Source organism: Enterobacter sp. BIDMC 30 (assembly GCF_000534355.1).
Classification (GTDB): Bacteria; Pseudomonadota; Gammaproteobacteria; order Enterobacterales; family Enterobacteriaceae; genus Enterobacter; species Enterobacter ludwigii.
The window spans coordinates 521581-546488 of record NZ_KI973169.1 but is presented as its reverse complement, the minus strand read 5'-3'; the positions used below and the strand labels follow the sequence as shown (position 1 = coordinate 546488).

Below are 24908 nucleotides of genomic sequence, written 5' to 3'. Positions count from 1 at the left end.
CTATGTACCAGTTTATACTGGGAAAGATCTCCACCCTGAGCGCAGACCCGCTGGCGTCGACGCTTGCACATATGGCACCTGCGGGTGCACGAAATGCATCCTGGCTGGCGGGGAGAACCCTGCTCGCCAAAACGCTTTCTCCTTCTCCGTTACCCGAGATCGTCTATGGTGAGCAAGGGAAGCCGGCCTTCGTGGATGCGCAGCCCTTCTGGTTTAACCTGAGTCACAGCGGCGATAATATCGCGCTGCTGCTGAGCGACGAAGGCGAAGTGGGGTGTGATATCGAAGTTATCCGCCCACGTGAAAACTGGCAGGCGCTGGCTAACGCCGTCTTCAGCGTGGCGGAACATGCGGAGCTGGAGCGCGAAGACCCGGAGACAAAGCTTTCTGCTTTCTGGGGGATCTGGACGCGTAAAGAGGCCATCGTGAAGCAGAGAGGCGGCAGCGCCTGGCAGATTGTCAGTATCGACAGCACGTCGCAGACGCATTCGGTAAGCCAGCTCCAGTTCGGCTCGCTCAGTCTTGCCGTCTGCACCTCAACGCCTTATACCCTTACCGCCGGGACGATTGCTCACCACGGGATGTCCGTGGCATAAAAATCACCAGCACGCCGAGAATAATCATCCCGACCCCCGCCAGCCCGTGCCAGGAAAAGTGTTCGTTCCAGCCGGGCAACAAAATGGCCGCGGCCCACACCAGAATGTAACTGAGGCTCAGCAAGGCATACGCTTTGCTGAGCGCCATGCGATGCAACGCCAGATACCAGCAGCCCATCGAGGCCACATACCCCATGAGTCCCAGCAGCAGCGCGCCAGTACCGGATGAGACGTGCCAGAGCGCGGAGACAAACGCATAAAGCTCGCTGACTGGCGGCAGAGCCTGCATGGCATAGCGCAGCAGCAGCTGCGCCGCGCTGACCAGCATTACGCTGCATAACGCCCAGAACGTTCCTCTCACAGGCTTCCTCCGAGGATAACAATGCCGATGATGATGAACCCGACGCCCAGCCAGTGATGCAACGCGACTTTTTCATGCCAGAATGCTTTCGCCGCCAGGGTCACCCAGACAAAATTGAGGCTCAGCATAGGGTAGGCAACGCCGACAGGCAGGCGCTGCAGGACAACCAGCCAGACCAGCATGCCGCTGCCCAGCGCCAGCAATGCCAGGCCCAGCCACAGCATAATATGCGCGCCACGCCGCCCGGCTTTCGCCGGACGGGTGGCCTGCTTCTGACACAGCTGCCCTGCGCAGGTCAGCAGGCTTGCCAGTATCAACCAGAGCCAGGTCGTCATTGCGGTAAATACTGCAGCCAGGCCAGACGGCCCTGAATATACAGGCTGTCCGGTTCTGGCAGATGAGCCCGCTTAATATCGTCGTGTTTTGACAGCAGGATCACCAGTGACACGCCCCCCTGCTGGCGATGCGTTGCCAGCCACTGCGCAAAATTATCTTTCTCGACAAACCGGTCTTTCACATCCGGGTACGCTAGCCCGTAGCTCAGCTCGCCGCTCTGACCAAACAGAATGATGTCATTACGCCTAAGCTCCCACGCCAGCCCGGAGGCTACGCCAACATTGTTCGCCAGCACAAACCGGCTGCTCTGAAGCGGGTCACGGATGGTATCCACCAGCGACTGCGGCTGTTTGGAATCTACCACCAGGTTAGGAATGGCAAACCCAATCAGCAGCGCCACGCCAGCAGGACACAACGCCGCCAGCCACCAGCGCTGCGCGCTTTGCCGCACGGTAAACCAGCCGACAGCCGCCCAGACGAGAAACGCCAGCACTGCGCAGAAGACTTTATACAGCTCAACGGATGTCCAGACCGGATGCTTAGCAACCCCCCACGGCGAGACCACCAGCGCCGCCACCACGCCAATCACACCAAACGCCAGGTTAATCCCGCCGTTAATGCGTAACGCTCTGGCCCCTTTGTCCGCCGCGATGCAGGCATAGCGCGCCATCAGGATAGCCAGCGGCGCAAAACACGGCAGGATGTAGGTTGGCAGTTTGCCTTTGGCAATGCTGAAGAACAGCAGCGGCATCACGACCCATCCAAGCAGATAAAAGCCACCGCCCGTGTTGTCTCTTTCGCGCCAGCCCAGCCGAAATGCGCCGGGCAACAGCGCCAGCCACGGCAGACTGCCGGCCAGCAGGAACGGCAGGTAGTACCAGAACGGCGCCTTGTGCTGAGCATCGCTCTGGGCAAAGCGCTGAATATGCTCAACCCAGAAGAAGTAGCGCCAGAAATCAGGCTCTCGATGCGCAATGGCCAGCGCCCAGGGCAGGACGATCAGCACACAGCTCACGATGGCCAGCCAGCCAAAGATCAGCACCTCTTTCCAGCGTTTCTGGGCAATCACCCACGGCAGCACGCCTATTACCGGCACCGCCAGCGCCAGGAATCCTTTGGTCATCACCCCCATGCCGCAGGCAAGCCCGAGCAGCACGTAGCCACCCGCTTTTCCGGCCACGGTTTCAGCCTGCGAGGCCAGCCAGAAGCTGCACATAGCGGCCACCAGCCACAGGGTAATGATGGGATCCAGCACGGCGTACGTACCAATGCCATACACCAGGAACAGGGTCAGGAAGATAAGGCCGGAGAAAATGGCAACGCGCTTATCCCGCCACAGGCGCCACGCCATCCAGATCACCAGCAGAGCCGTCAACCCGGTTGAGAATATGGCGCCGGCGCGCACGGCAAAGTTAGTATGCCCAAACAGCAGTTGTCCGATACTGTTGATCCAGTAGCCCGCAATCGGCTTTTCAAAGTAACGCAGCCCCAGAAAATGCGGGACAATCCAGTCTCCTGACGCCAGCATTTCGCGGCTGATTTCCGCATAGCGCGTTTCATCAGGCTGCCACAACAGGCGGATATCGATCGGAATGAGGTAGTAAACGATAAACAGTGCGAGAAGCGCTAAGCCATAACGGGCTGCTTTCATGATACCGGACTCACGGTTTGTTGATAGCCAAGCCAGCCTTCCCGGCCAGCCAGTTCATTACGCACAATTTTACCCACGGGCAGGACGCTAAGATCCTTTGGCAGCAATTCGCTCAATGGACAAAACTGAATGCCCTCCTGAGCGGCCATCGTCAACAGTGCATCGAAATCATGCTGATACGCAATCCCTTCCACTTCCGCGTGGATGGTATAGACGGGCGTACCGGTGTCGCGATGAATGCAGTCCAGAATATAGCGATTGAACCCTCCGGCACTGACCTCGCGCCCAACCACTTCATCCCAGGTGGGAAGCGTGACCGGGATTTGCACCGTCCCCAGGCGATTCTCCCCGATGAGCGGCAAAAAAGGCCCGGTGCCGCGGCAATCGCTGTTGTAGCGAAACGCGAAGGGTTCTTTGGCTTTCACCACGCGTTGGTCGGCACGCCATCCTGCCACGGCGGAGCAGCGAATCGTCTGACCGGTGATGGCCTCCAGCTCCAGCATGCCGCGCTCAACTTCACGCGACAGGCGTGGAATATCCCAGACGCCAGCCCAGGCCTGCCAGGCATGGTGATCCCAGGCATGCAGTCCAACCTCATGGTGCTGCGCCGCGTCGCGGATAACGGCTTCGTTACCCGCGCCAATGCGCCTGCCGGGCCATGCGGTTCCGGCCAGCAAAATATCCCAGCCGTAGAGAGAGGCTGCGCGTGAGCGCAGCATTTTGAACAGAAATGCCGGTTTAACCAGACGCCATAAATGACGTCCCATATTGTCAGGCCCCACGCTGAAGAAAATAGATGAGCGCACGTTGTGCTTGCTCAGCAGTTCCAGCAGTTTGGGTACGCCGTCACGCGTCCCCCTGAAGGTGTCGACATCAATGCGTAAACCGACTTTTCTCATGAGACCTGTTCCGACAGCTCCACGGTGCGCAGGAAGAAATCGAGCGTTTCATCAATGGTCTGATCCATCTTCACCGTCGGTGTCCAGTTCAGGCAGCGTTTCGCATTACGAATGCTCGGTTTACGGTGCTCAACGTCCTGATAACCTTTACCGTAGTAGCTGCTGCTTTCCACTTCACGGAAACCGGCAAACGGCGGGAAGCGATCGCGCAGCGGATGACGTTCAAAGCTTGCCAGCAGCATCTCAGCCAGTTCGCGAATGCTCGCTTCGTTATCCGGGTTACCGATGTTGATGATCTCTCCGTTGCAGCGACCCTCTTTGTTTTCGATGATGCGGAACAGCGCCTCGATACCGTCGCTGATATCCGTAAAGCAGCGTTTTTGTTTACCGCCTTCGATAAGCTTGATGGGCGAGCCTTCCACCAGGTTCAGGATCAGTTGGGTGATGGCACGTGAGCTGCCGATACGCGCCGCGTTAAGGTTATCCAGACGTGGCCCCATCCAGTTAAACGGACGGAACAGCGTAAAGCGCAGACCCGCTTTCTCACCGTAGGCCCAGATCACGCGGTCGAGCAGCTGCTTGGAGACGGAATAAATCCAGCGCTGTTTGTTGATCGGCCCGACGACCAGGTTAGAGGTATCTTCGTCGAAGTTTTTGTCAGTACACATGCCGTACACTTCAGAAGTGGACGGGAAGATGATGCGCTTGTCGTATTTCACACAGTCGCGGATGATCTTCAGGTTCTCTTCGAAGTCCAGCTCGAACACGCGCAGCGGGTTACGGGTGTACTCAATCGGCGTGGCAATCGCCACCAGCGGCAGCACCACGTCACATTTTTTAATGTGATATTCAATCCACTCGGAGTGAATGCTGATATCCCCTTCCACAAAGTGGAAACGCGGGTTGTCGAGGAAACGACTGATGGCATCAGCACCGATATCCAGACCATAAATTTCGTAGTTATCGTCTTTCAGCAGACGCTCGGTCAGGTGGTTGCCGATAAAGCCGTTGACGCCGAGGATCAGCACGCGGGTGCGGCGTTTGATGGCCACAACCGGTGCGCTGGTGATCAGTGCGCCAGTGACCAGCCCCAGAGACTGAGCCAGCTGCGCGCCCTGAACATAAACGCCGTTATCGGTTTGCCCGGTAACGATCTCCAGCGCCTGCTCGCCGCAGCTGACAATCAGCGGGGAAGCCGAGACAACGGTGCCCGGTTTGGCGGCAGGAATGTCGTCGCGTACGCGGGATTTCCAGACGATAAATTTACTCACGCCGGCAAAGCTGTACGCTCCCGGCCAGGGGTCGGTGACGGCACGCACCAGGTTGTGCAACTGACGAGCCGGCTTGTTCCAGTCCAGGCGACCATCTTCTGGCTTGCGACGGCCAAAACAGCTCGCCTTGCTCTCATCCTGCGCGGTCTCGCTGAAGGTGCCGTTAAGGATCGCTGGCAACACATCACGTAACAGGCTTTGCGCTACGGTGCAGAGCTTCTGATGAAGCTGCAGCGCAGTTTCATCCGCATCGATAGCCACGCGCTGCTGCGCGATGATGGCACCGGCATCTGCGCGGTGCACCATACGGTGCAGAGTGACGCCGGTTTCCGTTTCGCCGTTCACCAGCACCCAGTTCAGCGGTGCGCGGCCACGGTAGGCGGGCAGCAAAGAGCCGTGAAGATTAAATGCCCCTTTTGCGGCCAGACTTAAAATCTCATCGCAAATCAGGTTGCGATAATAGAATGAGAAGATGGCATCAGGCGCGAGCGCCCGGATGCGGTCCACCCACAGCGGATGGTTGACATCGTCCGGGGCGTAAACCGGAATACCGCGCTCTGCGGCGATACGCGCCACCGAGCCAAAGAAGTTATTCTCTCCGGCCGTGTCCGGATGCGTGAAGATTGCAGCGATTTCATAGCCCGCTTCCAGCAGGGCCAGCGTGCCCGCACACCCCATATCGTGATAGGCAAAGACAACAGCTTTCATGGGTGAATTTCCTCTTGAGATGCTTTGTGTTCCTGGCGGACAACACGTTGAATAAAGTAGCGCGGACGTGCGCGAACATCGTTATAAATACGGCCAATGTATTCCCCGAGCAGGCCCATCCCGACAAACTGGGCGCCGATGAACATAAACAGCACGGCAAAGAGCATGAAGACCCCTTCCGCCGCCCATTGGGGACCGTAGATCAGGCGGAGTAACACCAGCAGCACGGAGAGCGCGAAGCCGAACACGGCAATGATGCTGCCGAAAACGCTCAACAGGCGCAGCGGCGTGGTGGTCAGGCAGGTGATAAGGTCGTACATCAGGTTGATGAGACGCATAAAGCTGTACTTCGACTCCCCGTGCTCGCGCTCGGCGTGCAGTACCGGGATTTCCGTCGCCTTACGGGCAAAGGTGTTCGCGAGAATGGGAATAAACGTGCTGCGTTCATGGCAGTGCAGCATGGCGTCGACAATATGGCGGCGGTAGGCGCGCAGCATGCAGCCATAATCGCCCATCGCTTTGCCGGTGGTCCGCTGGATCAAACGGTTGATTGTGCGGGAAGCCAGCTTACGGAACAGGCTGTCCTGACGGTTTTGCCGCACCGTGCCGACCACGTCGTACCCTTCATCGGCCTTTGCAACCAGACGCGGGATCTCTTCCGGCGGGTTTTGCAGATCGGCATCAAGCGTAATAATCAGATCGCCCGTCACGTGGCTGAACCCGGCCATAATGGCGGAGTGCTGGCCGTAGTTACGGTTAAGCAGCACGGCAACAATATGGCTGCCCTCGGCCTGCGCGGCTTCGGTCAGCATCAGCGCGGAATTATCGCTACTGCCATCATCCACCAGCAGTATTTCATAGGCTTTGCCGAGCGTGTCGCAGGCGGCCGTCGTACGGCTGATCAGTTCGGGCAGGCTCTCCTGTTCGTTGTAAACGGGGATTACCACAGAAACTTTTTGTACTGGCGGTGCGCTGAACATATCAATTTCCTGCAAGCTGATGGAGCGCGGTAATGACGCGGGTTGTGTCGTCATGAGTCATGTCCGGGAAAAGGGGGAGAGAACAAATACGCGCGCTATTCCATTCAGAATTCGGGAGCGATACATCAGGAAAACGCTCGCGGTAGTATTTTTGCGTGTGCGCCGCGCGGAAATGCAGGCCGGTGCCAATGCCTTTTTCCTTCAGGGCTGCCATCAGGTTGTCGCGAGAAATCCCGCAGCGGGCTTCATCCACGCGAATGATGAACAGGTGCCAGGCGTGGACGTGCGGCCATGAAGGAATACGCAGCGGGTGGAACGGCGTATCGGCAAGCTCGCGCAGATAGCGTTCAGCAATGTCATGACGTCGTGCGTTGGCCTCTTTCAGTTTGCCCAACTGCACCAGCGCCAGCGCGGCGTTGATATCCGCCAGGTTGTATTTGAAGCCGGGCGTGATAACTTCTGCCTGCGGCGCACGACCGTGCGTCTGGCGGTCGTAGGCATCCACACCCAGGCCGTGGAATTTCAGGCTACGGATCCGCTGCGCCAGTTGCGCATCGTCCGTGACCACTAACCCGCCTTCGGCGCAGGTCATGTTTTTAATGGCGTGGAATGAGAAAATCGCGGTGCCCTGCCAGCCCACGTGACGCGAGTGGTAGTACGTGCCGGCTGCATGCGCCGCATCTTCAATGACCGGGATACCGTGACGTTCCCCGATGGCGCGAATGGCGTCGATGTCACACGGCGCGCCGGCATAATGAACCGGAACAATCGCTTTTGTGCGTGGCGTAATGGCGGCGTCGATCGCATCCGGCGTGACCATCAACGTATCCCGGTCCACATCAATCATCACCGGGGTTGCGCCCAGCAGCACAATCATATTCAGTGTGGATACCCAGGTCAGGGAGGGGGTAATCACTTCATCGCCTGGACCAATACCCAGCGCCATCAGCGTGACATGCATTCCCGCGGTCGCTGAGCTGACGGCAATCGCATGTTGATTCCCGGTTAGCTGACAGAATGCCTCTTCAAGCGCCTGATTTTTCGGTCCTGTGGTGATCCAGCCGGAGGTTAATACCTCCTGCAACGCCGCTAATTCCTCGCTACCCATGGACGGCCGGGAAAAAGGCAAAAAATCACTCATCATTAATTTCCTTGAAATAAGAATGGCACGCTTTTGATATTAACCAAATGCCGGCTCGTTTATTTCAACGAACCATAAACTTATATCAAGGTAGCTAACATTTCTTAGGGAAAAATTAAGAAAGACATTCCATTCACTTTATCAACCCATTAACCACTTAAAATACAAAGAGTTAAATTATTATGAATTATTTATTGTGTGATCAAACTCGACCTTTGCCTGCAATTTTTTAAACATAACATCAACAAACAAAAAAAATCCCGGCTATTTCTTTTAAAAGAAGAAATAGCCGGGAACTTTTCTTTTTAGTTAATTGTCGCGCTTATTTTAAATTATCAGGAAAGTTTTTTGGTAACTCGCTCGCCGCACAGGCAATAACGCTTTCATTATTCGCCCCACAGTCGCGAACAAAGGTGATCGTCGCAAATTCATCAATGACTTCAGTGGGGTATGCCGGACCCGCATCACGATACGCATTCATCAATGGAATATGATCGTTCTGGAAGCAGACGGTTTTTTCTGGATTGTTGATCACCCAACGTGGGAAGAAGATGGTGCCGTGGAACAGTTTGTCACCCAGGTTTGCTATCAGGCTCACGTCGGTACCGGTTGGTTCTGTCCAGGAAATTTTATAGATGCTCTCCCCTACGCGAACAATATAAGCCTGCTGATCTTTCACCCAACGGTTCGCCACAATCCCGCTGTGAATACGGTAATCAAGGGTGGTTTCATTTTTGACATAAATCTCGTAGTTCCAGCCATTATCGTAGGTATATACAAGGTGTTTGCCGACGAAGCCGCTTAAGTCATGTTTGTCGAAGGTGTTCATAATGTGTCTCCTTTGTTTTGATGAGACGATCGTACCCCTTCAAAAAATGAATGAATAACGCTATGTTTGAATCAAATTCATCCAGATTTTAGATTAATCATGCATAAGACGACGCTTGAACAATGGTCATTACTGGAAAGAGTGGTCGAGGCAGGTAGCTTTGCCAAAGCAGCGGAAGAGACCAACCGCAGCCAGTCCTCGGTCAGCTATAACCTGTCGCTGCTGCAGGAGCGGCTGGGCGTGGCGCTGCTGGTGCCCGAGGGGCGGCGGGCGGTCTTGACCCCGGCCGGCGAACTCCTGCTCAACCAGGTTAAACCGTTGCTGAAAGCCTTCGCCTATGTTGAGACTCGTGCGGCAAGCCTGCGTAACGGAATGCGCACGCGGTTAGATCTGGTGGTGGACAGCATTTTCCCGCGCCGACGCCTGTTCGCTATTTTGCGTCAGTTCCAGCAGCTGTATCCACAAACGCAGGTCCGTCTCACCGAAGTGCTGGAAAATAGCCGCACCGATGTCATTAATGATGAAGCCGACGTGATGGTGTTAACCCGCCGCCAGGACATAACCGGTCTTGGCGAATGGCTGATGAATATCGACTTTGTTGCCGTGGCGCATCATCAACATCCCCTCTTTAGCCTCGACGCGCCGCTTAACGACGATATGCTGCGCCCGTGGCCGCTCATTCAGATAGCCGACAGCCAGACCGCCGCGCGTGCGGCCGGTGAGTCGTGGACCTTTTCCACCATTGATGCAGCCATAGAGGCGGTGATGTCTCAGGTCGGCTATGGCTGGCTGCCAGAGGAGCGTATTCAGACCCAGCTTGATCTGGGGGTGCTTAAACGCCTGCCGCTTAGCCATGGCGCACGCCGGGCTACGCCGCTGCACCTGATTGTGAAACGCTCCCTCGGCCCGCTGGATGAACAGGTTGAGACCCTGCTGCGCCTTTTTAGCCAGGAGCCGCCATCCTCACCTGCTACGCTTTAAGGTCCGAACGTTAAACACGATAAGGAGCAGATGATGAAGATCGATTTTACGGGGAAAGTCGCGCTGGTGACCGCCTCTACCGGCGGGATCGGGTTCGCCATAGCCCGAGGGCTGGCTGAAAGCGGTGCGGAAGTGATCATCAATGGCCGTAGCACGGAGTCGGTGAATAAAGGTATCCAGCAGCTACAACAGGTTGTGCCTGGGGTGCAGGTACGCGCTGCAATTGCCGACCTCAGCACGGCTGAAGGGGTGGAATCGCTGCTGAACGTGGCGACCCACGTCGACATCCTGGTCAACAACGCCGGCATTTACGGCCAGCAGGATTTTTATGGCACCGACGATGACACCTGGGAGCGTTACTGGCAGACAAACGTGATGTCCGGCGTACGTATCTCCCGTGCGCTGCTGCCGGGTATGGTGCAGAAAGGCTGGGGACGCGTGGTGTTTATTTCGTCCGAGTCGGCCTGCAATATTCCGGCAGACATGATCCACTATGGCGTGACCAAAACGGCGCAGCTGTCGCTCGCTCGCGGGCTGGCGAAGTTCGTGGCGGGAAGCGGTGTCACGGTGAACAGCGTATTGCCCGGTCCCACCCTTTCAGACGGTTTTGCCGGCATGATGAAAGACGAGATCGAGAGAACCGGCAAATCGCTGGAGGAACTGGCGAAAGAGTTTGTGATGACTCACCGCCCGAGCTCGGTTATCCAGCGTGCCGCGACGGTGGAAGAAGTCGCCAATATGGTGGTGTATGTCTGCTCGCCCCAGGCCTCCGCCACCTCGGGCGCGGCACTGCGCGTCGATGGCGGCGTGGTGGATGACATCATCTGATCCCTCAGACAGAACGGTCTGTGACCCGTCGGGCAGTAATATAGTGCGCCTGCCAGTAGTCATCAGTCAGGGTTGAGACGGTTACGCCCTGGCTGCGTGAGGCATGAATAAACTGGCTATTGCCGATGTACACGCCCACGTGCCTTCGGTCTGGACCGGTCTGAAAGAAGACCAAATCCCCCGCCTTCAGACGGTATTGCGCCACCTTCACGCCGCGATGGATCTGTTCGCCCGTCGTGCGCGGCAGATTAAGGTGCGCCGCATCGCTGAACAGATGCTGCATCAGCGCGGAGCAGTCCACGCCCCGATGTGTGGTCCCGCCCCACTGATAGTGGGTGCCTTTCCACTTCTGGTATTGATCAAGGATCCGGGTACGCAGTGGTCCTGTTTCCTGGTGCAGCAGCGCGGATTTTGCCGGAGAAAGGGCAAGCTCGCGGTTCATTGACAGCATCGACGCCGGCAGTTGAAAACTCAATGCCGAAAACGAAGCCAGACTTAACGAGAGGATTGAAATAAGCGATCTAAACGTCATATCAAAATAGATTCAGTGAGTGAATATTTTCCTTACCGGTGGGGGCCAACGTTCCCCCGAAATAGCGCTCAATGTGGCGATAATATAGACAGCTCGCTTTTCAACCAATTATTATTGAGACCAAAAATGGACTCACTTTCCGATCGCAAGATCGCGAAAAAAATGCTCAAGACAGAAGGACAGACAGGGTAAAGCAGGTAAACTAATCAACAGAATGTGTATTTTAGCTAAGACGTATTTATGACCAATATGATTGCCGACGAGGCCGTGGCCAAATCCAACGTGCTCTCCGTCTTCGACTTTGATGGAACACTGACGCACCACGACAGCTTTATCCCTTTCCTGCGTTTTGCCTTTGGTAAACGTTACTTCGCGGGCCGCCTGGTGCGTATGGCCTTGCCCACGCTCCACTGCGTGCGTCGTAAGCTGACGCGCGATGAGCTGAAGGAAGTGTTGATTAAAACGTTCCTGACGGGCGTGGATGAACACTGGCTACGCCAGCAGGCGGAAGCGTTTTGCGAAAAATACTGGGACAAGCTGATGCGCCCTGCCGGCGTACTGGCCGTCGCCGCAGAGGTGAATTCCGGTGCGGAAGTGACCATCTGCTCCGCCTCTCCGGCGCTGGTGCTCCAGCCGTGGGCTGACAAGCTGGGGATTAAGCTGATTGGCACACAGCTGGAAGTGAAAGACGGCAAGCTGACCGGGCGTATCACCGGCAACAACTGCCGCTGTGCCCAGAAGGTGGCGAGGCTGGAAAAAGTGTATGGCGATCTGAATAGCTACCACCTGCGCGCGTGGGGCGATACCCGCGGCGACCATGAACTGCTGGCGGCGGCGCAGGATGCACACTGGCGGCACTTCCATCCACCGCGCAAGCGTCGACATTCACCGATTAAGTGTTAGACACTGTCTACCCGAAAACGGCAACCAAAGGTTGCCGTTTTGCTTTTAATGGGCTTCTTTCTTACCCGGGAACATCACGCTGGTGATAATCCCCAGCGCCAGCACGCCAAGCACCACAAACAGGCTTGCCGTGGCACCAATGCTGTAACCGTGGTGCCAGAAGTGATCGGTGGCATTTAATCCGAGCTTGAACGCCACGAAGAACAGCAGCAGCACCACCGCTTTCTCCAGATGCACCAGATACTGCTTCAGCGCTTCCAGCACGAAGTAGAGCGTACGCAAGCCGAGGATGGCGAACATCATTGCGCTGTAAATAATAAGCGGCTCACGGCTGACGGCAATAATGGCCGGCACGGAGTCAAACGCGAACATCACATCAGAGAGTTCCACGACCGCCACGCAAAGCAGCAGCGGCGTTGCGTAGCGTTTCGCCTTCTTCACGCGTCCAACCGTTACGTCCTGGTTTTCAGGTTTCTCCAGCTCCGCGTCCACCTCTTTCTGGGTCAGAATAAAGGCATTGCTGCTGATTTTAGGCCAGACAGGATAGAAGCGTTTCACCAGACGGTAAGCCAGATGGCCGGAGTAATCTTCAACCTCGTCACTCTCTTCATTACGTCTGAGCATCATCACCGCCGTCCAGCCGACGACCAGCGCGAAGATAACCTCGACGTAAGGCCCCAGACTTAACAAGCTGGTCCCAATGGCCACAAAGATACCGCGGAAAACAATCGCCCCCAGCACGCCCCAGTAGAGGACGCGGTGACGATATTTATCCGGCACGCCGAACCAGGCAAAAATCGCCATCATCACAAACAGGTTATCGACGGAGAGCACCTCTTCCAGCGCGTAACCGGTGAGGAACAGGCTCGCCATCTCTGCGCCGTGGTGAACATACAGGAACCCGGCGAAAGCCATGGCCATCATGACCCAGAAGAGGGACCACATGGCAGCGCTTTTCAGCGAGATCGGTTTATCGTGACGGTGCATAAAGAGGTCGATAAACATCGCCCCGACGGCCATCACTACAAAGACAACAACGGTTTCAGTCGGGAAACCGAGATGAGCAGCAGACATACACAACCCTTTTGGCAGACAAAACACAGCACCATGCAAACTGGCGTAAACCAGGAACGGAAAGGGGCAGGCTGTTTACCAGCCTTTACCCCTTAAAGCCGCGGCCTTCCAGGCCCGGCAAAGAGAGGTACTTTACCGCACTCCATGGGGTCGCGCATCTGCCGTTTAGGCGCTCATGCCGCGCAAACGCTGCAGTACGGCCACCAGAACCGCCACTGACCAGCCCACCATCAAGGCGCCGACCAGGCCTTCCACACCCCCAATCAGCCGCCAGTGCTGAGGCAACGTGACATCGCCGTATCCCACCGTGGCGTAACTGACCAGCGAAAAGTAGAAGCTGGTGTTCCAGTCGTTAAATGCATCAATAACAAAATAAAACCCGGCGAAGAGACCGGCTTCAAGAAGATGGGCGAAGATCATGGAGATAACGATCCCGACGTTACGCAAAACCACACGCACCGCAGAGCCGACCTCTAAGTTAATGAATTTTAAAACGCAAAACATCCACAGCGAATGGATGACCACCGTAAGGGTAAGCAAAATAATGATGCTGAGTAGCTGCATGAAAGGTGCTCTGACCGGGAAGAAAAATGACCCCGCGAACGCAGCGGGGCACCTGGAGCTGTCTGGCCTGGTCGAAGCTTAGTGGATCGGAGGAAAAAAGTTGGTGCAATAATTGCGCTGCGTGATTATCACCCTTTTAGAGTCTCCTCTTTGCGGCTGGTTCGACTGCTGTGAGCGATATATCTGGAGCGCACTATCTGTGAGTCACCTCTTATTTACATCATTTAAACCTTCCATTAACTGGATAAAAAGAACGCGCCGTCGCTATAGTGGTTTTGTTTAATAAAACTCAGTTGTACCTAATAAAACAAAGAACATACCCTGCGAGGACACAATGACAGAACATTTACGTAACGGTGCTACCGCCACCGAGGACATAGAAAGAGAGACGATGCGGAAGGTGATCTGGCGTATTCTCCCGTTTCTGATTGTCAGTTACCTGGTCTCCATTATCGATCGCGGGAATATCGGCATGGCTTCGCTGCAGATGAATGAGGACCTTGGCCTCAGCAAAGCTGCATTTGGCTTCGCCAGCAGTCTTTATTTCGTGGCCTATTTTCTGTTTGAAGTACCCAGCAACCTGGCCATGCAGAAAGTCGGCGCCCGGCTGTGGATCCCGCGCATTATGATCAGTTGGGGCATCGTCTCCATGTGTATGTCCCTGGTGCAGAACACCACGTCGCTCTATATCGTCCGTTTTCTTCTCGGTGCTGCAGAGGCGGGCTTCTTCCCGGGCGTCGTGCTGTATCTGACCTGGTGGATCCCGTCCCGCTACCGCGCACGCATTATTGCGTCCTTTATGGTCGCCATCCCACTCGCTAACTTCATTGGCTCCCCGCTTTCCGGGTTGATACTGTCACTGGATGGCTGGCTGGGTCTTCGCGGCTGGCATCTGCTGTTCATTATTGAAGGCTTGCCGGCGGTGCTGCTGGGTATTGCCGCCTGGTTTATTCTCCGGGATCGCCCTCATCAGGCGAGCTGGCTTAGCAGTGAACAGAAACAATGGCTGGAAACCACGCTGGAAACCGAGCGCAATCAGCAAAAGAATATCGGACACCAGACCACCTGGCAGTTGTTAAAGCATCGCCAAATCTGGCTGATGGCGCTTATTTACGCGGGTGCATCGTCCGCGGGTACCACCATCAGCGTCTGGTCTCCTCAACTGCTGAAATCCTTCCATCTCGATAATCTTGAGACAGGTCTGCTTAACGCCATTCCTTACGGTCTGGCATCTGTTCTCATGATTGTATGGGGACGGAATTCCGATCGTACCAACGAACGCCGCTGGCATACCGCACTCACGCTATTCATAATTGCCGCCGGCGTGTTCGCCGCCTTTGTGAGCGTTTCGCTGTCTGCCACGATCGTTATCCTCAGCATTATGCTGATAGGCGCCTATTCAATGAAAGGGCCTTTCTGGGCGCTGGCGTCCGGTTGGATGAGCAGTACTTCAGCGGCGGCGGGACTGGCCGCGATTGGCGCCATCGCAAACCTGATAGGCGGGGCGGTGATGGTAAACGCGTACGGTATTATCAATGAGCGGACGGGCAGCTACACGCTGGCGATGCTTCCGCTGGCCGCGCTGTGCGTGGCCGGGGGGATAGCGGTGCTCATTATGGGCCGACAGGCCCGCAACGCTCAGCTACACGAAAAACAGGTCACGCATTAGCGTTGACAGAAGCGGGACAACTGTCCCGCTTCTGCATTTAAAGATGTTCTTCCGCCGTATCGCTCGTCTCCCCAAAAAACTGCTGACAGAAGAGCTTACTGGCTCCCATTTTCTGCGACAGACGGCTTGCTGCCGCCTTCATCAACTGACCTATCTCCTTCTCACGACGATCTTCCGTCAGCCGTGAGATGGGGCCGGTCAGGGCTAACACCGCAACCAGCTTGTCGTGAACGCCGAAGACAGGCATCGCAAACGCAGCGGTGTGGGGATCGCGTGCGCCTGACGTGTAGAAAGGGAGTTCAGCGTCTCCCTCCGGCAGGCTCTCATTGAGCCCCCAATGGCGTAATACCTTACTGATGGCCGAATTATCGAGCGGAAACTGGCTACCGGGAAGATTGCTGTGTCGCAGGCCATGCGACGCTTCAGCGCGAAACAGGCAAAGCCGCTGCCCTCCCTCCAGCACATACCAGCTGGCACTCTCCTGAGACGCCAGGGATAAGGCCTGAAGCTCTGGCTGAACCACTCGGGAAAGATGGAAAGAGTGTTCATACAGCTTGCCGAGGTAAAGCAGACGTGGGCCCAGCGCATAATTGCCGTCTTCATGCCTGACGACGTAATTCATCCGTTCAAGAGAATTCATCAAGCGGTAAACCGTGGTTTTGTGATAACCCGATAGCTGTGCCAGCGCGGTCAGCGTCAGGCTCTCATCCCCAGGACGGAAGCAATCCAGTAAAGCCAGCGCTTTTTCAACCGCTACAACGCCTTCATTCCCCATCATTATCTCCTTGTTAGCCCGGCAGTGAGTGTACCTCAAATTTTGTGAGTCACTTCGTGTTTACATCACAAACGCCATCTCGGGTCTGGCTAAAAGGAAAGCAACACCGCTATAGTTGTTTTGCACTGTACACCTGCATTGTACTTAGTAAAACAATATGGAGGCATTCATGTCCGTTACTGAAAAAAAACCGATTAATCGCCAGTTTGATCGCGTTTCTGCCGAGGACGTTCGTCGGGCTGCCGAGTATCAGGCCGCTATTCTGGCCGACGTGGCCGGTCGCCGCGGTACGCTTCATGGCCGCATCAAACCGCTGGCCCCACACATGTCCGTTGCGGGTCCGGCCATCACCGTTGAAGTCCGTCCGGGTGATAATCTGGCGATTCATGCCGCGATGGCGGTGGCGCAGCCCGGCGATGTCCTGATCGTCGATGGCAAAGGCGACCTGAGCTGCGCGCTGCTTGGGGAAATCATGGCCACTCAGGCTCAGGCGAGCGGCATTGCGGGCATTATTATTGACGGCGCTGTACGAGACGCCGATACCTTAAGCAAAGGTCACTACCCTGTCTTTTCTGCCGGTCTGAACCCCTGCGGCCCGACAAAGCTAATTTCTGGTCGGGTTAATCATCCCATTTCAGTCGCCGGGGCGACGGTTCAGGCCGGGGATCTGGTTGTCGCGGATATCGACGGCGTGGTAGTCATCCCGCGCGATGAGGTTCAGGAAGTTATCGCGCTGGCAAAAGGAAAGCTGGAGATGGAGACCCGACGCCTTGCCGCCATCCGTGAAGGCGATTTACGTCCACACTGGCTTGATGACGCGCTTCGTAAGGCAGGTATGTTAGATGACGGGGAGACGCTGTGATGGGGGGCAAAGACGTAGTTCTGGTTACCGGAAGCGACCTGGCGGAGCAGGCCATGGTGATGTTGCAGGGCTTTGAGGTGGTGTTTGCGGGCCGCCAGCCCACAGAAGATGAACTGATCGCGCTGTGTGAACGACACAATCCTGTGGCGATTCTGGTACGTTACGGCAAGATTACCGCGAAAGTCATGGATGCCGCCCCCGCTCTGCAGGTTATTTCCAAGCACGGAAGCGGGATCGATGTGATAGACCAGACGGCAGCGGCCGAGCGCAACATCGCCGTCCGCGCTGCGCCAGGTGCAAACGCGGCGGCAGTGGCTGAACATACCTGGGCGCAGATCCTCGCCTGCGCAAAGTCGGTGGTACCTCTGGACAAGCGCCTGCGAGACGGGCACTGGGATAAGGCAACGCATAAATCCATTGAACTGGAGGGCTTAACGTTAGGGCTCATCGGATTGGGTGCTATCGGCTCGCGTGTGGCACATATTGGCCACGCATTCGGCATGAAGGTGCTGGCTTACGATCCCTATGCTAAGTCCATGCCTGCCCTGTGTGAACGCGCAGAAACGCTGAATGGACTTCTTTCCCGTTCCGATGTCATCTCTTTGCACTGTCCGCTGACCGATGAGAATCGGGGGATGATCAATAGCCAGACGCTCGCACACTGCAAGCGGAACGCAATTCTGGTAAATACGGCACGCGGCGGACTGATCGACGATGAATCGTTACTGGCGGCGCTCAGGGATGGCACGCTGCACAGCGCAGCGCTGGACAGCTTTACCCACGAGCCGCTGACGGCGCCGCACCTCTGGCAGTCCGTAGAAAACGTGGTTATTTCACCGCATATTGGCGGCGTTACCGCAGCGTCATATATCAAGATGGGGACAGTGGCCGCAAGCAATATTCTTGCTGTAACAGACGTAACCACCGTCAGCCCGTAAAGCCATCTGTGACGAGTGGCAGTGCTCTTATGTCACTTGTCTTCTGCCAGCGCCTGAGCACACGCCCAGGCACTTGCCCATGCCCACTGGAAATTGTACCCGCCGAGCCAGCCGGTCACATCCATCACCTCACCAATAAAATAGAGCCCCGGCACGTTGCGCGCTTCCATGGTGCGTGAGGAGAGTTCATGGGTGTCGACCCCACCAAGCGTCACTTCCGCCGTGCGGTAGCCTTCGGTACCGTTGGGCTGCACCCGCCAGGCTGTCAGCGTCTCAACCAGCACCGCCTGTTCGCGGCTGTTAAGCTGCTTGAGCGACACATCGGGGATCTGACCCAGCACCTGCAAACATTCCACCAGACGTTTTGGCAACTGCATGGCCAGCGTGTTTTTCAGGCTTTGATTCGGGTGCGCCGCGCGTTGCTCGTTGAGGAAAGCCTCCAGGTCGCAATCGGGTAGCAGGTTAACCGTGACAAACTCCCCCGGCTGCCAGTAGCTGGAGATTTGCAGTACCGCCGGGCCGGAAAGACCACGGTGGGTAAACAGCAGGTTTTCACGGAACACCGTACCGTCTTCAGCCGTAATGACCGACGGCACCGAGACGCCAGAAAGCGTCTGGAGCTGTTCCAGCAGGGGCTTATGCAGGGTGAACGGTACCAGCCCCGCACGGGTGGGCAGCACGTTCAGGCCAAACTGTTCGGCAATCTTGTAGCCGAATGGTGAAGCACCCAGCCCCGGCATGGAGAGGCCACCGCTGGCAATCACCAGGTTATCGGCGCTGACGCTTTCCCCGCTTAACTGCAGCGTGTAGCCCTGCTCATCGCGGGACACCTCCAGCACTTCCGTGCGCAGGCGCATCACCACGCCGCCCTTCTCGCACTCGGCCACCAGCATATCGACAATCTGCTGGGCGGAGTCATCACAGAACAGCTGGCCCAGCGTTTTCTCATGCCATGCGATACCGTGCTTACCCACCAGGTCGATAAAGTCCCACTGGGTGTAACGCGCCAGGGCCGATTTGCAAAAATGACGGTTCTGGCTCAGATAAGCTGCGGGTTCGACATAGAGATTTGTAAAGTTGCAGCGCCCGCCACCGGACATCAGAATTTTACGTCCTGGCTTTTTACCGTTATCCAGCAATAGCACGCGACGACCCGCCTGTCCGGCCATCGCCGCACAAAACATACCCGCCGCACCGGCGCCAATTACCACGGCATCAAACCTTTCCACGTCAAAATCCTCTTCGTTAACTGCCGCGGATTGTAAAGTTTCCTCTGTGGTCACACCAGCGCAATTAACCGAGATATCAGTCATATACTTGAAATATAAAATATATTTCTTTACCTAACGCCAACAAAGCCGAAGTTATATCAAAAAAAAGCTATATTTCACTTTGCCCGCCGCGCATTTGTCCTGGATAATGCGCCGCGTTCATGTCCTCAAAATGGCGTAACGTCCTATGCTACATTTGTTTGCTGGCCTGGATTTACATACCGGGCTTTTATTATTGCTTGCTCTGGTTTTTGTACTGTTTTACGAAGCGATCAACGGCTTCCACGACACTGCAAACGCAGTAGCAACGGTTATCTACACTCGCGCAATGCGATCGCAGCTCGCGGTTGTTATGGCGGCGGTATTTAACTTTTTTGGTGTTCTTCTGGGTGGACTGAGCGTTGCATATGCGATCGTGCATATGTTGCCAACGGATCTGCTTCTCAACGTTAGTTCTGGCCATGGCCTCGCTATGGTGTTCTCAATGCTGCTTGCTGCAATTATCTGGAACCTCGGTACCTGGTATTTCGGCCTGCCTGCATCCAGTTCTCACACCCTCATCGGCGCGATTATCGGTATTGGGTTAACGAATGCCCTCATGACCGGTACCTCGGTTGTTGATGCGTTAAACATCCCGAAAGTGCTGGGAATTTTCGCCTCACTGATTGTCTCCCCTATCGTGGGTCTGGTGGTCGCAGGCGGATTGATTTTCATCCTGCGTCGTTACTGGAGCAATACGAAAAAACGCTCCCGTATTCACCTGACACCGGCAGAGCGTGAGAAGAAAGACGGCAAGAAAAAGCCGCCATTCTGGACGCGGATTGCCCTGATCCTTTCCGCTATCGGCGTTGCCTTCTCTCACGGCGCGAACGACGGTCAGAAAGGCATTGGTCTGGTAATGCTGGTACTGATTGGCGTCGCACCGGCGGGATTCGTGGTTAACATGAACGCCTCCGGTTACGAAATCACCCGTACCCGTGATGCGGTGAACAACGTTGAAATCTATTTCCAGCAACACCCTGAGCTGCTGAAGAAGGCAACCGGCGTTGACCAGTTGATCCCTTCTCCTGAAGCAGGCGCTACCACTGCGCCGGGCGAATTCCACTGCCATCCGGCAAACGCGATTAACGCGCTGGAACGCGCCAAAGGCATGCTGGGTAATATCGAAAGCTACGACAAACTGTCCGTTGAGCAACGTGGTCAACTGCGTCGCATTATGCTGTGCATCTCTGATGTCACGGATAAAGTGGCGAAGCTGCCAGAAGTGAATGCTGACGACCAGCGTCTGCTGAAGAAACTGAAAGGCGATATGCTCAATACTATTGAGTACGCGCCAATCTGGATCATCATGGCTGTCGCACTGGCTCTCGGTATCGGTACGATGATTGGCTGGCGTCGTGTGGCGACCACCATCGGCGAGAAGATCGGTAAGAAAGGCATGACGTATGCGCAGGGTATGTCCGCGCAGATGACGGCGGCGGTTTCAATCGGTCTGGCGAGCTATACCGGTATGCCAGTTTCGACCACCCACGTACTCTCCTCTTCCGTGGCAGGGACCATGATTGTTGACGGCGGCGGTCTGCAACGCAAAACCGTGACCAACATTCTGATGGCCTGGGTATTTACCCTTCCGGCCTCTATCCTGCTGTCGGGTGGGTTGTACTGGATTTCGCTGAAGCTTATCTAATCGGCAGAACGCGATAAAAAAGCGGGTCAGGAAACTGACCCGCTTTTTTTATGCTCAGTGCCAAATCATCAAGGCAATCATGCTGACCACAACCAGACCACACAGGGCGCTGGTTAAAATGAACTGACGGCGAAGACGCTCGCAACGGCGAATAAACTCTTCATCGTGGTGATCGCGATAGCGCTGGTAATAGATATACCCTACCAGACGCATCTGCTTGCTGGGCTGTCCGTGCGAGGTGAAGAACCCTCCACCGTCCACATACTGATAAAGCAACGGATCGCAACCACGAAGTACCACTAACAGCGCACGTAACGATGAGAAGTAGCGCGCCATATTCACTATGCAAACCACGCATAACGCCCAAAACAATGCGACGGTGCTAATCATACATCCTCCCCGGCGTACGCCCACGAAGCAAGGCCTCTGAGCTACCGCACTCCAGTGCCCTGACAGACAGTTCAGTGAAAGAATGAACAAAAGTCGATCCGGTTCGCGTTTTAATATCCGAACGGCTCATTAAATAGTGTAGGAGATCCGTTAATTTTTTTGCCACAAGGTTAATCGTTATCAACACCAAAGCTTGAAAAATATGTTTTACTGGGCCGTAATGAAAGCATCAGACGACGGCTTTTCCATTTAGTCATCGATAACTTAAGGAAGGAGTAACACTATGGCTTACAAACACATTCTCATCGCGGTAGACCTCTCTCCGGAGAGTAAAGTGCTGGTTGATAAAGCGGTATCCATGGCACGCCCTTACAACGCGAAAGTTTCTCTTATCCACGTTGATGTGAATTACTCCGACCTCTATACCGGTCTGATTGACGTCAATCTCGGTGATATGCAGAAACGCATCTCTGAAGAGACACACCACGCCCTGAGCGAACTGTCCACCAACGCGGGCTACCCTATCACCGAAACCTTAAGCGGCAGCGGCGATCTGGGTCAGGTGCTGGTTGATGCGATTAAGAAATACGATATGGACCTGGTCGTTTGTGGTCACCACCAGGACTTCTGGAGCAAGCTGATGTCTTCAGCGCGTCAGCTGATTAACACCGTTCATGTGGATATGCTAATTGTTCCACTGCGTGACGAAGAAGACGAGTAAGTCTGCTTTCCCTCTCCCAAAGGGAGAGGGAACCGTTCGAGCCTCTTTCCAGCGCGGGTTGGGGTGACGGCATCAAACCGCACACCCTAACCTTCCTGTTCCGTCGTCCCCGAATAAATATCAAACCGGTGCCCTTTGGTAACCACCGCATTGGCCGTGGCCACGTCCGCCAGCGGCGGCGCATAGTCCGGACGTTTCACCACCACGCGCTTCGTGGCTAGCTGACGAGCAGGCGCCAGCAAACCATCCGCGTCTAAATCCGGTCCGACCAGCGACTGGAACACCCGCATCTCTTTCTTCACCAGCGCGCTTTTCTGCTTATGCGGGAACATCGGGTCGAGGTAGACCACCTGTGGACGCGGAGTGATATCGGTCAGCGCCGTCAGGCTGGAGGCGTGAATCAACTGCAAGCGCGCCTGCAGCCACAGTCCAATCTCCGGGTCGGCATAGCCGCGCGTCAGCCCGTCGTCGAGCAGCGCGGCCACGACCGGATTGCGCTCCAGCATCCGCACGTGACACCCTACCGAGGCCAGCACAAACGCATCGCGCCCTAAACCCGCCGTGGCATCCACCACGTCAGGAAGATAGCTTCCTTTGACGCCAACCGCTTTGGCAACCGCTTCACCGCGACCGCCGCCGAACTTGCGCCGGTGCGCCATAGCGCCCCCCACAAAATCGACAAATATCCCGCCGAGCCTGGGTTCGTCACGCTTACGTAATTCCAGATGCGCCGGCGTCATCACCAGCGCCATCAGGTTTTCATCATCATGCTCCAGCCCCCAGCGGGTGGCCAGAACAGATAAGGCGCCGTCTCCGGCGCCTGTTTCATCGACTAAACAGATCTTCACGTAACGGTTAGCCTTTAATTCCGTAGTGCTCAAGCATCGCATCCAGCTGCGGCTCGCGGCCACGGAAGCGTTTGAACAGCACCATTGGCTCTTCAGAACCGCCGCGCGTCAGGATGTTATCAAGGAACGACTGGCCGGTTTCACGGTTGAATATGCCCTCTTCTTCAAAGCGAGAGAACGCATCCGCCGCCAGCACGTCGGCCCACAGGTAGCTGTAATAGCCTGCCGCATAGCCGCCCGCGAAGATATGGCTGAACGCGTGCGGGAAGCGGCCCCAGGTTGGGCCAGGAATAACGGCGACCTGCTTTTTAATCTCGGCCAGCGTCTCGAGGATTTTCGCCCCCTGCTCCGGACTAAACTCGGCGTGCAGACGGAAGTCGAACAGGCCGAACTCCAGCTGGCGCAGGATAAACATCGCCGCCTGGTAGTTTTTCGCCGCCAGCATTTTATCCAGCAGTTCTTTCGGCAGCGGTTCGCCGGTTTCGTAATGGCCGGAGATGAACGCCAGCGCGTCCGGCTCCCAGCACCAGTTTTCCATAAACTGGCTTGGCAGTTCGACCGCATCCCATGGCACACCGCTGATACCGGCAACGCCTGCGGTTTCGATGCGGGTCAGCATATGGTGCAGGCCGTGACCGAATTCGTGGAACAGGGTAATCACTTCGTCATGGGTAAACAGCGCAGGTTTGCCATTCACCGGACGGTTGAAGTTACAGGTCAGGTACGCCACCGGCTTCTGCAGGGAACCGTCCGCTTTACGCATCTGCCCGACGCAATCATCCATCCATGCACCGCCGCGTTTGTTCTCGCGAGCGTACAGATCCAGGTAGAAGCTCCCGCGCAGCTCGTTCTTCTCGTCATACAGTTCGAAGAAGCGCACGTCCGGATGCCAGACGTCGATGTCGGTACGTTCTTTGGCGGTGATCCCGTAAATGCGTTTAACCACTTCAAACAGACCGTTAACGGCTTTGTTTTCCGGGAAGTAAGGACGCAGCTGCTCATCGCTGATGCTGTAAAGGTGCTGTTTCTGTTTTTCACTGTACCAGGCGATATCCCACGGCTGCAGCTCGTCGACACCGTATTCCGCTTTCGCGAAGGCGCGCAGCTGTGCCAGCTCTTTCTCGCCCTGCGGACGCGCACGTTTCGCCAGGTCAGTCAGGAAATCGAGGACCTGCTGTGGATTTTCCGCCATTTTGGTGGCGAGGGATTTGGAAGCGTAGCTCTCAAAGCCCAGCAGCTGTGCCAGCTCGTGACGCAGCGCGAGGATTTCAGCCATCACCGGGCTGTTATCCCACTTACCGGCATTCGGGCCCTGATCGGAGGCGCGGGTGCTGTACGCACGGTACATCTCCTCGCGCAGCGCCTGATTGTCGCAGTAGGTCATGACCGGCAGGTAGCTCGGGATGTCCAGGGTTAAGAGGAAGCCTTCCTGCTCTTTCGCTTCGGCCTGCGCTTTCGCCGCCGCCAGCGCGCTTTCCGGCATACCGGCCAGCTCGGCTTCGTCGGTAATCAGCTTCGTCCAGCCCATGGTCGCGTCCAGCACGTTGTTGCTGTACTGGTTGCCCAGCTCAGACAGACGGGCCGCAATTTCACCGTAACGGGTCTGTTTCTCTTTCGGCAAACCAATACCGGAGAGTTCGAAATCACGCAGAGCGTTATCGACCGATTTTTTCTGCGCGGTATTGAGTTCGGCATAGTGGTCGCCATCGCGCAGGTCGCGATAGGCTTTGTACAGCCCCTCGTGTTGACCAACCCAGGTGCTGTACTCAGAGAGCAACGGCAGGGTTTGTTCATACGCTTCACGGAGTTCCGGGCTGTTTTTCACTGAATTCAGATGGCTTACCGGGGAGAAGAGGCGTCCCAGCACGTCATCCACTTCGGCCAGCGGCTGACACAGATTTTCCCAGGTGTACGGCGCGCCCTGCGCCACCACGCTTTCTACCGCCGCACGGCAGTTGTCCAGCGCCTGTGTTACGGCTGGAACCACATGCTCAGGGCGGATTTTAGAAAACGGTGGCAACGAAAAAGGCGTCAGTAATGGATTGGTCATAAACGCTGTCCTGTTGAATAAGATGAATGAAGCGCGCATCCGG

At 56.0% G+C, this 24908-nt stretch carries 25 protein-coding genes; 9 read left to right on the top strand and 16 right to left on the bottom strand.

Annotated features, from left to right (window positions below; translation table 11 throughout):
• The first annotated feature begins 2 nt into the window (after window positions 1-2).
• Complete coding sequence (gene acpT, locus L466_RS19685) at window positions 3-596, top strand: 4'-phosphopantetheinyl transferase AcpT (RefSeq protein ID WP_025202827.1); 594 nt, start codon at window positions 3-5, stop codon at window positions 594-596.
• Here the strand turns inward: acpT and arnF are convergent.
• The 8 genes from arnF to L466_RS19725 all read right to left on the bottom strand — a co-directional run bounded on the left by arnF (window position 553) and on the right by L466_RS19725 (window position 8772).
• Window positions 553-957, bottom strand: a complete 405-nt coding sequence (gene arnF, locus L466_RS19690) for a 4-amino-4-deoxy-L-arabinose-phosphoundecaprenol flippase subunit ArnF (protein ID WP_014172048.1) — start codon at window positions 955-957, stop codon at window positions 553-555. The two genes, acpT and arnF, sit on opposite strands and share 44 nt — an antisense overlap.
• Window positions 954-1292 carry a 4-amino-4-deoxy-L-arabinose-phosphoundecaprenol flippase subunit ArnE gene (gene arnE / locus L466_RS19695; protein ID WP_014172049.1) on the bottom strand — a complete coding sequence of 113 codons (339 nt, stop codon included), beginning with the start codon at window positions 1290-1292 and terminating at the stop codon, window positions 954-956. The genes arnF and arnE overlap by 4 nt, the downstream gene beginning before the upstream one ends.
• Window positions 1289-2944 carry a lipid IV(A) 4-amino-4-deoxy-L-arabinosyltransferase gene (gene arnT, locus L466_RS19700; RefSeq protein WP_032680123.1) on the bottom strand — a complete coding sequence of 552 codons (1656 nt, stop codon included), beginning with the start codon at window positions 2942-2944 and terminating at the stop codon, window positions 1289-1291. The genes arnE and arnT overlap by 4 nt, the downstream gene beginning before the upstream one ends.
• Entirely contained in the window at window positions 2941-3843 is a 903-nt protein-coding gene (gene arnD / locus L466_RS19705) for a 4-deoxy-4-formamido-L-arabinose-phosphoundecaprenol deformylase (RefSeq protein WP_032680122.1), read from the bottom strand. The genes arnT and arnD overlap by 4 nt, the downstream gene beginning before the upstream one ends.
• A complete protein-coding gene (gene arnA, locus L466_RS19710; RefSeq protein ID WP_032680121.1) occupies window positions 3840-5822 on the bottom strand; it encodes a bifunctional UDP-4-amino-4-deoxy-L-arabinose formyltransferase/UDP-glucuronic acid oxidase ArnA in 1983 nt (660 codons plus the stop codon). The genes arnD and arnA overlap by 4 nt, the downstream gene beginning before the upstream one ends.
• Entirely contained in the window at window positions 5819-6802 is a 984-nt protein-coding gene (gene arnC, locus L466_RS19715) for an undecaprenyl-phosphate 4-deoxy-4-formamido-L-arabinose transferase (protein ID WP_020884516.1), read from the bottom strand. Before arnC ends, arnA begins: the two co-directional genes overlap by 4 nt.
• Before the next feature lies 1 nt (window position 6803).
• Window positions 6804-7943, bottom strand: a complete 1140-nt coding sequence (arnB, locus tag L466_RS19720) for a UDP-4-amino-4-deoxy-L-arabinose aminotransferase (RefSeq protein ID WP_032680119.1) — start codon at window positions 7941-7943, stop codon at window positions 6804-6806.
• 322 nt (window positions 7944-8265) lie between these two features.
• Window positions 8266-8772: a phenolic acid decarboxylase gene (locus L466_RS19725; protein WP_020884514.1), complete on the bottom strand. Its 507-nt coding sequence runs from the start codon at window positions 8770-8772 to the stop codon at window positions 8266-8268.
• A gap of 99 nt (window positions 8773-8871) precedes the next feature.
• Here L466_RS19725 and L466_RS19730 point away from each other — a divergent pair, with 99 nt between their 5' ends.
• Together L466_RS19730 and L466_RS19735 are read left to right on the top strand one after the other, a co-directional pair.
• Window positions 8872-9753, top strand: coding sequence for a LysR family transcriptional regulator (locus L466_RS19730; protein ID WP_020884513.1), 882 nt, complete (start codon window positions 8872-8874; stop codon window positions 9751-9753).
• Between the two features lie 33 nt (window positions 9754-9786).
• Window positions 9787-10581: an SDR family NAD(P)-dependent oxidoreductase gene (locus L466_RS19735; protein ID WP_025202822.1), complete on the top strand. Its 795-nt coding sequence runs from the start codon at window positions 9787-9789 to the stop codon at window positions 10579-10581.
• A 4-nt stretch (window positions 10582-10585) separates the two neighbouring features.
• On the opposite strand, the gene L466_RS19740 is transcribed toward L466_RS19735, so the two are convergent.
• Window positions 10586-11113, bottom strand: a complete 528-nt coding sequence (locus L466_RS19740; protein ID WP_020884511.1) for an NlpC/P60 family protein — start codon at window positions 11111-11113, stop codon at window positions 10586-10588.
• A gap of 240 nt (window positions 11114-11353) precedes the next feature.
• Here L466_RS19740 and L466_RS19745 point away from each other — a divergent pair, with 240 nt between their 5' ends.
• Window positions 11354-12016 (top strand): HAD family hydrolase, encoded by a 663-nt coding sequence (locus tag L466_RS19745; protein WP_014172059.1) that lies wholly within the window; start codon window positions 11354-11356, stop codon window positions 12014-12016.
• A gap of 45 nt (window positions 12017-12061) precedes the next feature.
• Here the strand turns inward: L466_RS19745 and L466_RS19750 are convergent, their stop codons facing one another.
• On the bottom strand, window positions 12062-13090 hold the full coding sequence (locus tag L466_RS19750; protein WP_025202820.1) for a TerC/Alx family metal homeostasis membrane protein: 1029 nt from the start codon (window positions 13088-13090) through the stop codon (window positions 12062-12064).
• A gap of 165 nt (window positions 13091-13255) precedes the next feature.
• Window positions 13256-13654 carry a potassium channel family protein gene (locus L466_RS19755; protein WP_032680118.1) on the bottom strand — a complete coding sequence of 133 codons (399 nt, stop codon included), beginning with the start codon at window positions 13652-13654 and terminating at the stop codon, window positions 13256-13258.
• A gap of 334 nt (window positions 13655-13988) precedes the next feature.
• On the opposite strand from L466_RS19755, the gene L466_RS19760 reads away from it, so the two are divergent.
• Window positions 13989-15323 (top strand): MFS transporter, encoded by a 1335-nt coding sequence (locus L466_RS19760; RefSeq protein ID WP_014172063.1) that lies wholly within the window; start codon window positions 13989-13991, stop codon window positions 15321-15323.
• Window positions 15324-15360: 37 nt separating this feature from the next.
• On the opposite strand, the gene L466_RS19765 is transcribed toward L466_RS19760, so the two are convergent.
• Window positions 15361-16098, bottom strand: coding sequence for an IclR family transcriptional regulator (locus L466_RS19765; protein ID WP_032680117.1), 738 nt, complete (start codon window positions 16096-16098; stop codon window positions 15361-15363).
• A gap of 169 nt (window positions 16099-16267) precedes the next feature.
• Here L466_RS19765 and L466_RS19770 point away from each other — a divergent pair, with 169 nt between their 5' ends.
• Both L466_RS19770 and L466_RS19775 read left to right on the top strand, forming a co-directional pair.
• Window positions 16268-16960, top strand: coding sequence for an RraA family protein (locus L466_RS19770; RefSeq protein ID WP_025202818.1), 693 nt, complete (start codon window positions 16268-16270; stop codon window positions 16958-16960).
• Window positions 16960-17898: an NAD(P)-dependent oxidoreductase gene (locus L466_RS19775; protein ID WP_020884505.1), complete on the top strand. Its 939-nt coding sequence runs from the start codon at window positions 16960-16962 to the stop codon at window positions 17896-17898. The genes L466_RS19770 and L466_RS19775 overlap by 1 nt, the downstream gene beginning before the upstream one ends.
• 32 nt (window positions 17899-17930) lie before the next feature.
• Here the strand turns inward: L466_RS19775 and L466_RS19780 are convergent, their stop codons facing one another.
• On the bottom strand, window positions 17931-19127 hold the full coding sequence (locus tag L466_RS19780) for a BaiN/RdsA family NAD(P)/FAD-dependent oxidoreductase (RefSeq protein ID WP_032681933.1): 1197 nt from the start codon (window positions 19125-19127) through the stop codon (window positions 17931-17933).
• A gap of 229 nt (window positions 19128-19356) precedes the next feature.
• Between L466_RS19780 and pitA the strand changes: the two genes are divergently transcribed.
• Complete coding sequence (gene pitA, locus L466_RS19785) at window positions 19357-20856, top strand: inorganic phosphate transporter PitA (protein ID WP_014172068.1); 1500 nt, start codon at window positions 19357-19359, stop codon at window positions 20854-20856.
• A 54-nt stretch (window positions 20857-20910) separates the two neighbouring features.
• On the opposite strand, the gene uspB is transcribed toward pitA, so the two are convergent.
• Window positions 20911-21246: a universal stress protein UspB gene (gene uspB / locus L466_RS19790; protein WP_003861224.1), complete on the bottom strand. Its 336-nt coding sequence runs from the start codon at window positions 21244-21246 to the stop codon at window positions 20911-20913.
• A gap of 283 nt (window positions 21247-21529) precedes the next feature.
• Here uspB and uspA point away from each other — a divergent pair, with 283 nt between their 5' ends.
• Complete coding sequence (gene uspA / locus L466_RS19795) at window positions 21530-21967, top strand: universal stress protein UspA (RefSeq protein WP_003861223.1); 438 nt, start codon at window positions 21530-21532, stop codon at window positions 21965-21967.
• 86 nt (window positions 21968-22053) lie between these two features.
• Here the strand turns inward: uspA and rsmJ are convergent, their stop codons facing one another.
• Together rsmJ and prlC are read right to left on the bottom strand one after the other, a co-directional pair.
• Window positions 22054-22815: a 16S rRNA (guanine(1516)-N(2))-methyltransferase RsmJ gene (gene rsmJ, locus L466_RS19800; RefSeq protein ID WP_032680116.1), complete on the bottom strand. Its 762-nt coding sequence runs from the start codon at window positions 22813-22815 to the stop codon at window positions 22054-22056.
• A 7-nt stretch (window positions 22816-22822) separates the two neighbouring features.
• A complete protein-coding gene (gene prlC, locus L466_RS19805) occupies window positions 22823-24865 on the bottom strand; it encodes an oligopeptidase A (protein WP_032680115.1) in 2043 nt (680 codons plus the stop codon).
• Window positions 24866-24908: the final 43 nt, after the last annotated feature.

Excerpts from the sequence above, each read along its gene's own strand:
- acpT (WP_025202827.1), top strand. The coding sequence starts at position 3 with ATGTACCAGTTTATACTGGGAAAGATCTCCACCCTGAGCGCAGACCCG.
- arnE (WP_014172049.1), bottom strand. The coding sequence starts at position 1,292 with ATGACGACCTGGCTCTGGTTGATACTGGCAAGCCTGCTGACCTGCGCA.
- arnT (WP_032680123.1), bottom strand. The coding sequence starts at position 2,944 with ATGAAAGCAGCCCGTTATGGCTTAGCGCTTCTCGCACTGTTTATCGTT.
- arnD (WP_032680122.1), bottom strand. The coding sequence starts at position 3,843 with ATGAGAAAAGTCGGTTTACGCATTGATGTCGACACCTTCAGGGGGACG.
- arnA (WP_032680121.1), bottom strand. The coding sequence starts at position 5,822 with ATGAAAGCTGTTGTCTTTGCCTATCACGATATGGGGTGTGCGGGCACG.
- arnC (WP_020884516.1), bottom strand. The coding sequence starts at position 6,802 with ATGTTCAGCGCACCGCCAGTACAAAAAGTTTCTGTGGTAATCCCCGTT.
- arnB (WP_032680119.1), bottom strand. The coding sequence starts at position 7,943 with ATGAGTGATTTTTTGCCTTTTTCCCGGCCGTCCATGGGTAGCGAGGAA.
- L466_RS19725 (WP_020884514.1), bottom strand. The coding sequence starts at position 8,772 with ATGAACACCTTCGACAAACATGACTTAAGCGGCTTCGTCGGCAAACAC.
- L466_RS19730 (WP_020884513.1), top strand. The coding sequence starts at position 8,872 with ATGCATAAGACGACGCTTGAACAATGGTCATTACTGGAAAGAGTGGTC.
- L466_RS19735 (WP_025202822.1), top strand. The coding sequence starts at position 9,787 with ATGAAGATCGATTTTACGGGGAAAGTCGCGCTGGTGACCGCCTCTACC.
- L466_RS19740 (WP_020884511.1), bottom strand. The coding sequence starts at position 11,113 with ATGACGTTTAGATCGCTTATTTCAATCCTCTCGTTAAGTCTGGCTTCG.
- L466_RS19745 (WP_014172059.1), top strand. The coding sequence starts at position 11,354 with ATGACCAATATGATTGCCGACGAGGCCGTGGCCAAATCCAACGTGCTC.
- L466_RS19750 (WP_025202820.1), bottom strand. The coding sequence starts at position 13,090 with ATGTCTGCTGCTCATCTCGGTTTCCCGACTGAAACCGTTGTTGTCTTT.
- L466_RS19755 (WP_032680118.1), bottom strand. The coding sequence starts at position 13,654 with ATGCAGCTACTCAGCATCATTATTTTGCTTACCCTTACGGTGGTCATC.
- L466_RS19760 (WP_014172063.1), top strand. The coding sequence starts at position 13,989 with ATGACAGAACATTTACGTAACGGTGCTACCGCCACCGAGGACATAGAA.
- L466_RS19765 (WP_032680117.1), bottom strand. The coding sequence starts at position 16,098 with ATGGGGAATGAAGGCGTTGTAGCGGTTGAAAAAGCGCTGGCTTTACTG.
- L466_RS19770 (WP_025202818.1), top strand. The coding sequence starts at position 16,268 with ATGTCCGTTACTGAAAAAAAACCGATTAATCGCCAGTTTGATCGCGTT.
- L466_RS19775 (WP_020884505.1), top strand. The coding sequence starts at position 16,960 with ATGGGGGGCAAAGACGTAGTTCTGGTTACCGGAAGCGACCTGGCGGAG.
- pitA (WP_014172068.1), top strand. The coding sequence starts at position 19,357 with ATGCTACATTTGTTTGCTGGCCTGGATTTACATACCGGGCTTTTATTA.
- uspB (WP_003861224.1), bottom strand. The coding sequence starts at position 21,246 with ATGATTAGCACCGTCGCATTGTTTTGGGCGTTATGCGTGGTTTGCATA.
- uspA (WP_003861223.1), top strand. The coding sequence starts at position 21,530 with ATGGCTTACAAACACATTCTCATCGCGGTAGACCTCTCTCCGGAGAGT.
- prlC (WP_032680115.1), bottom strand. The coding sequence starts at position 24,865 with ATGACCAATCCATTACTGACGCCTTTTTCGTTGCCACCGTTTTCTAAA.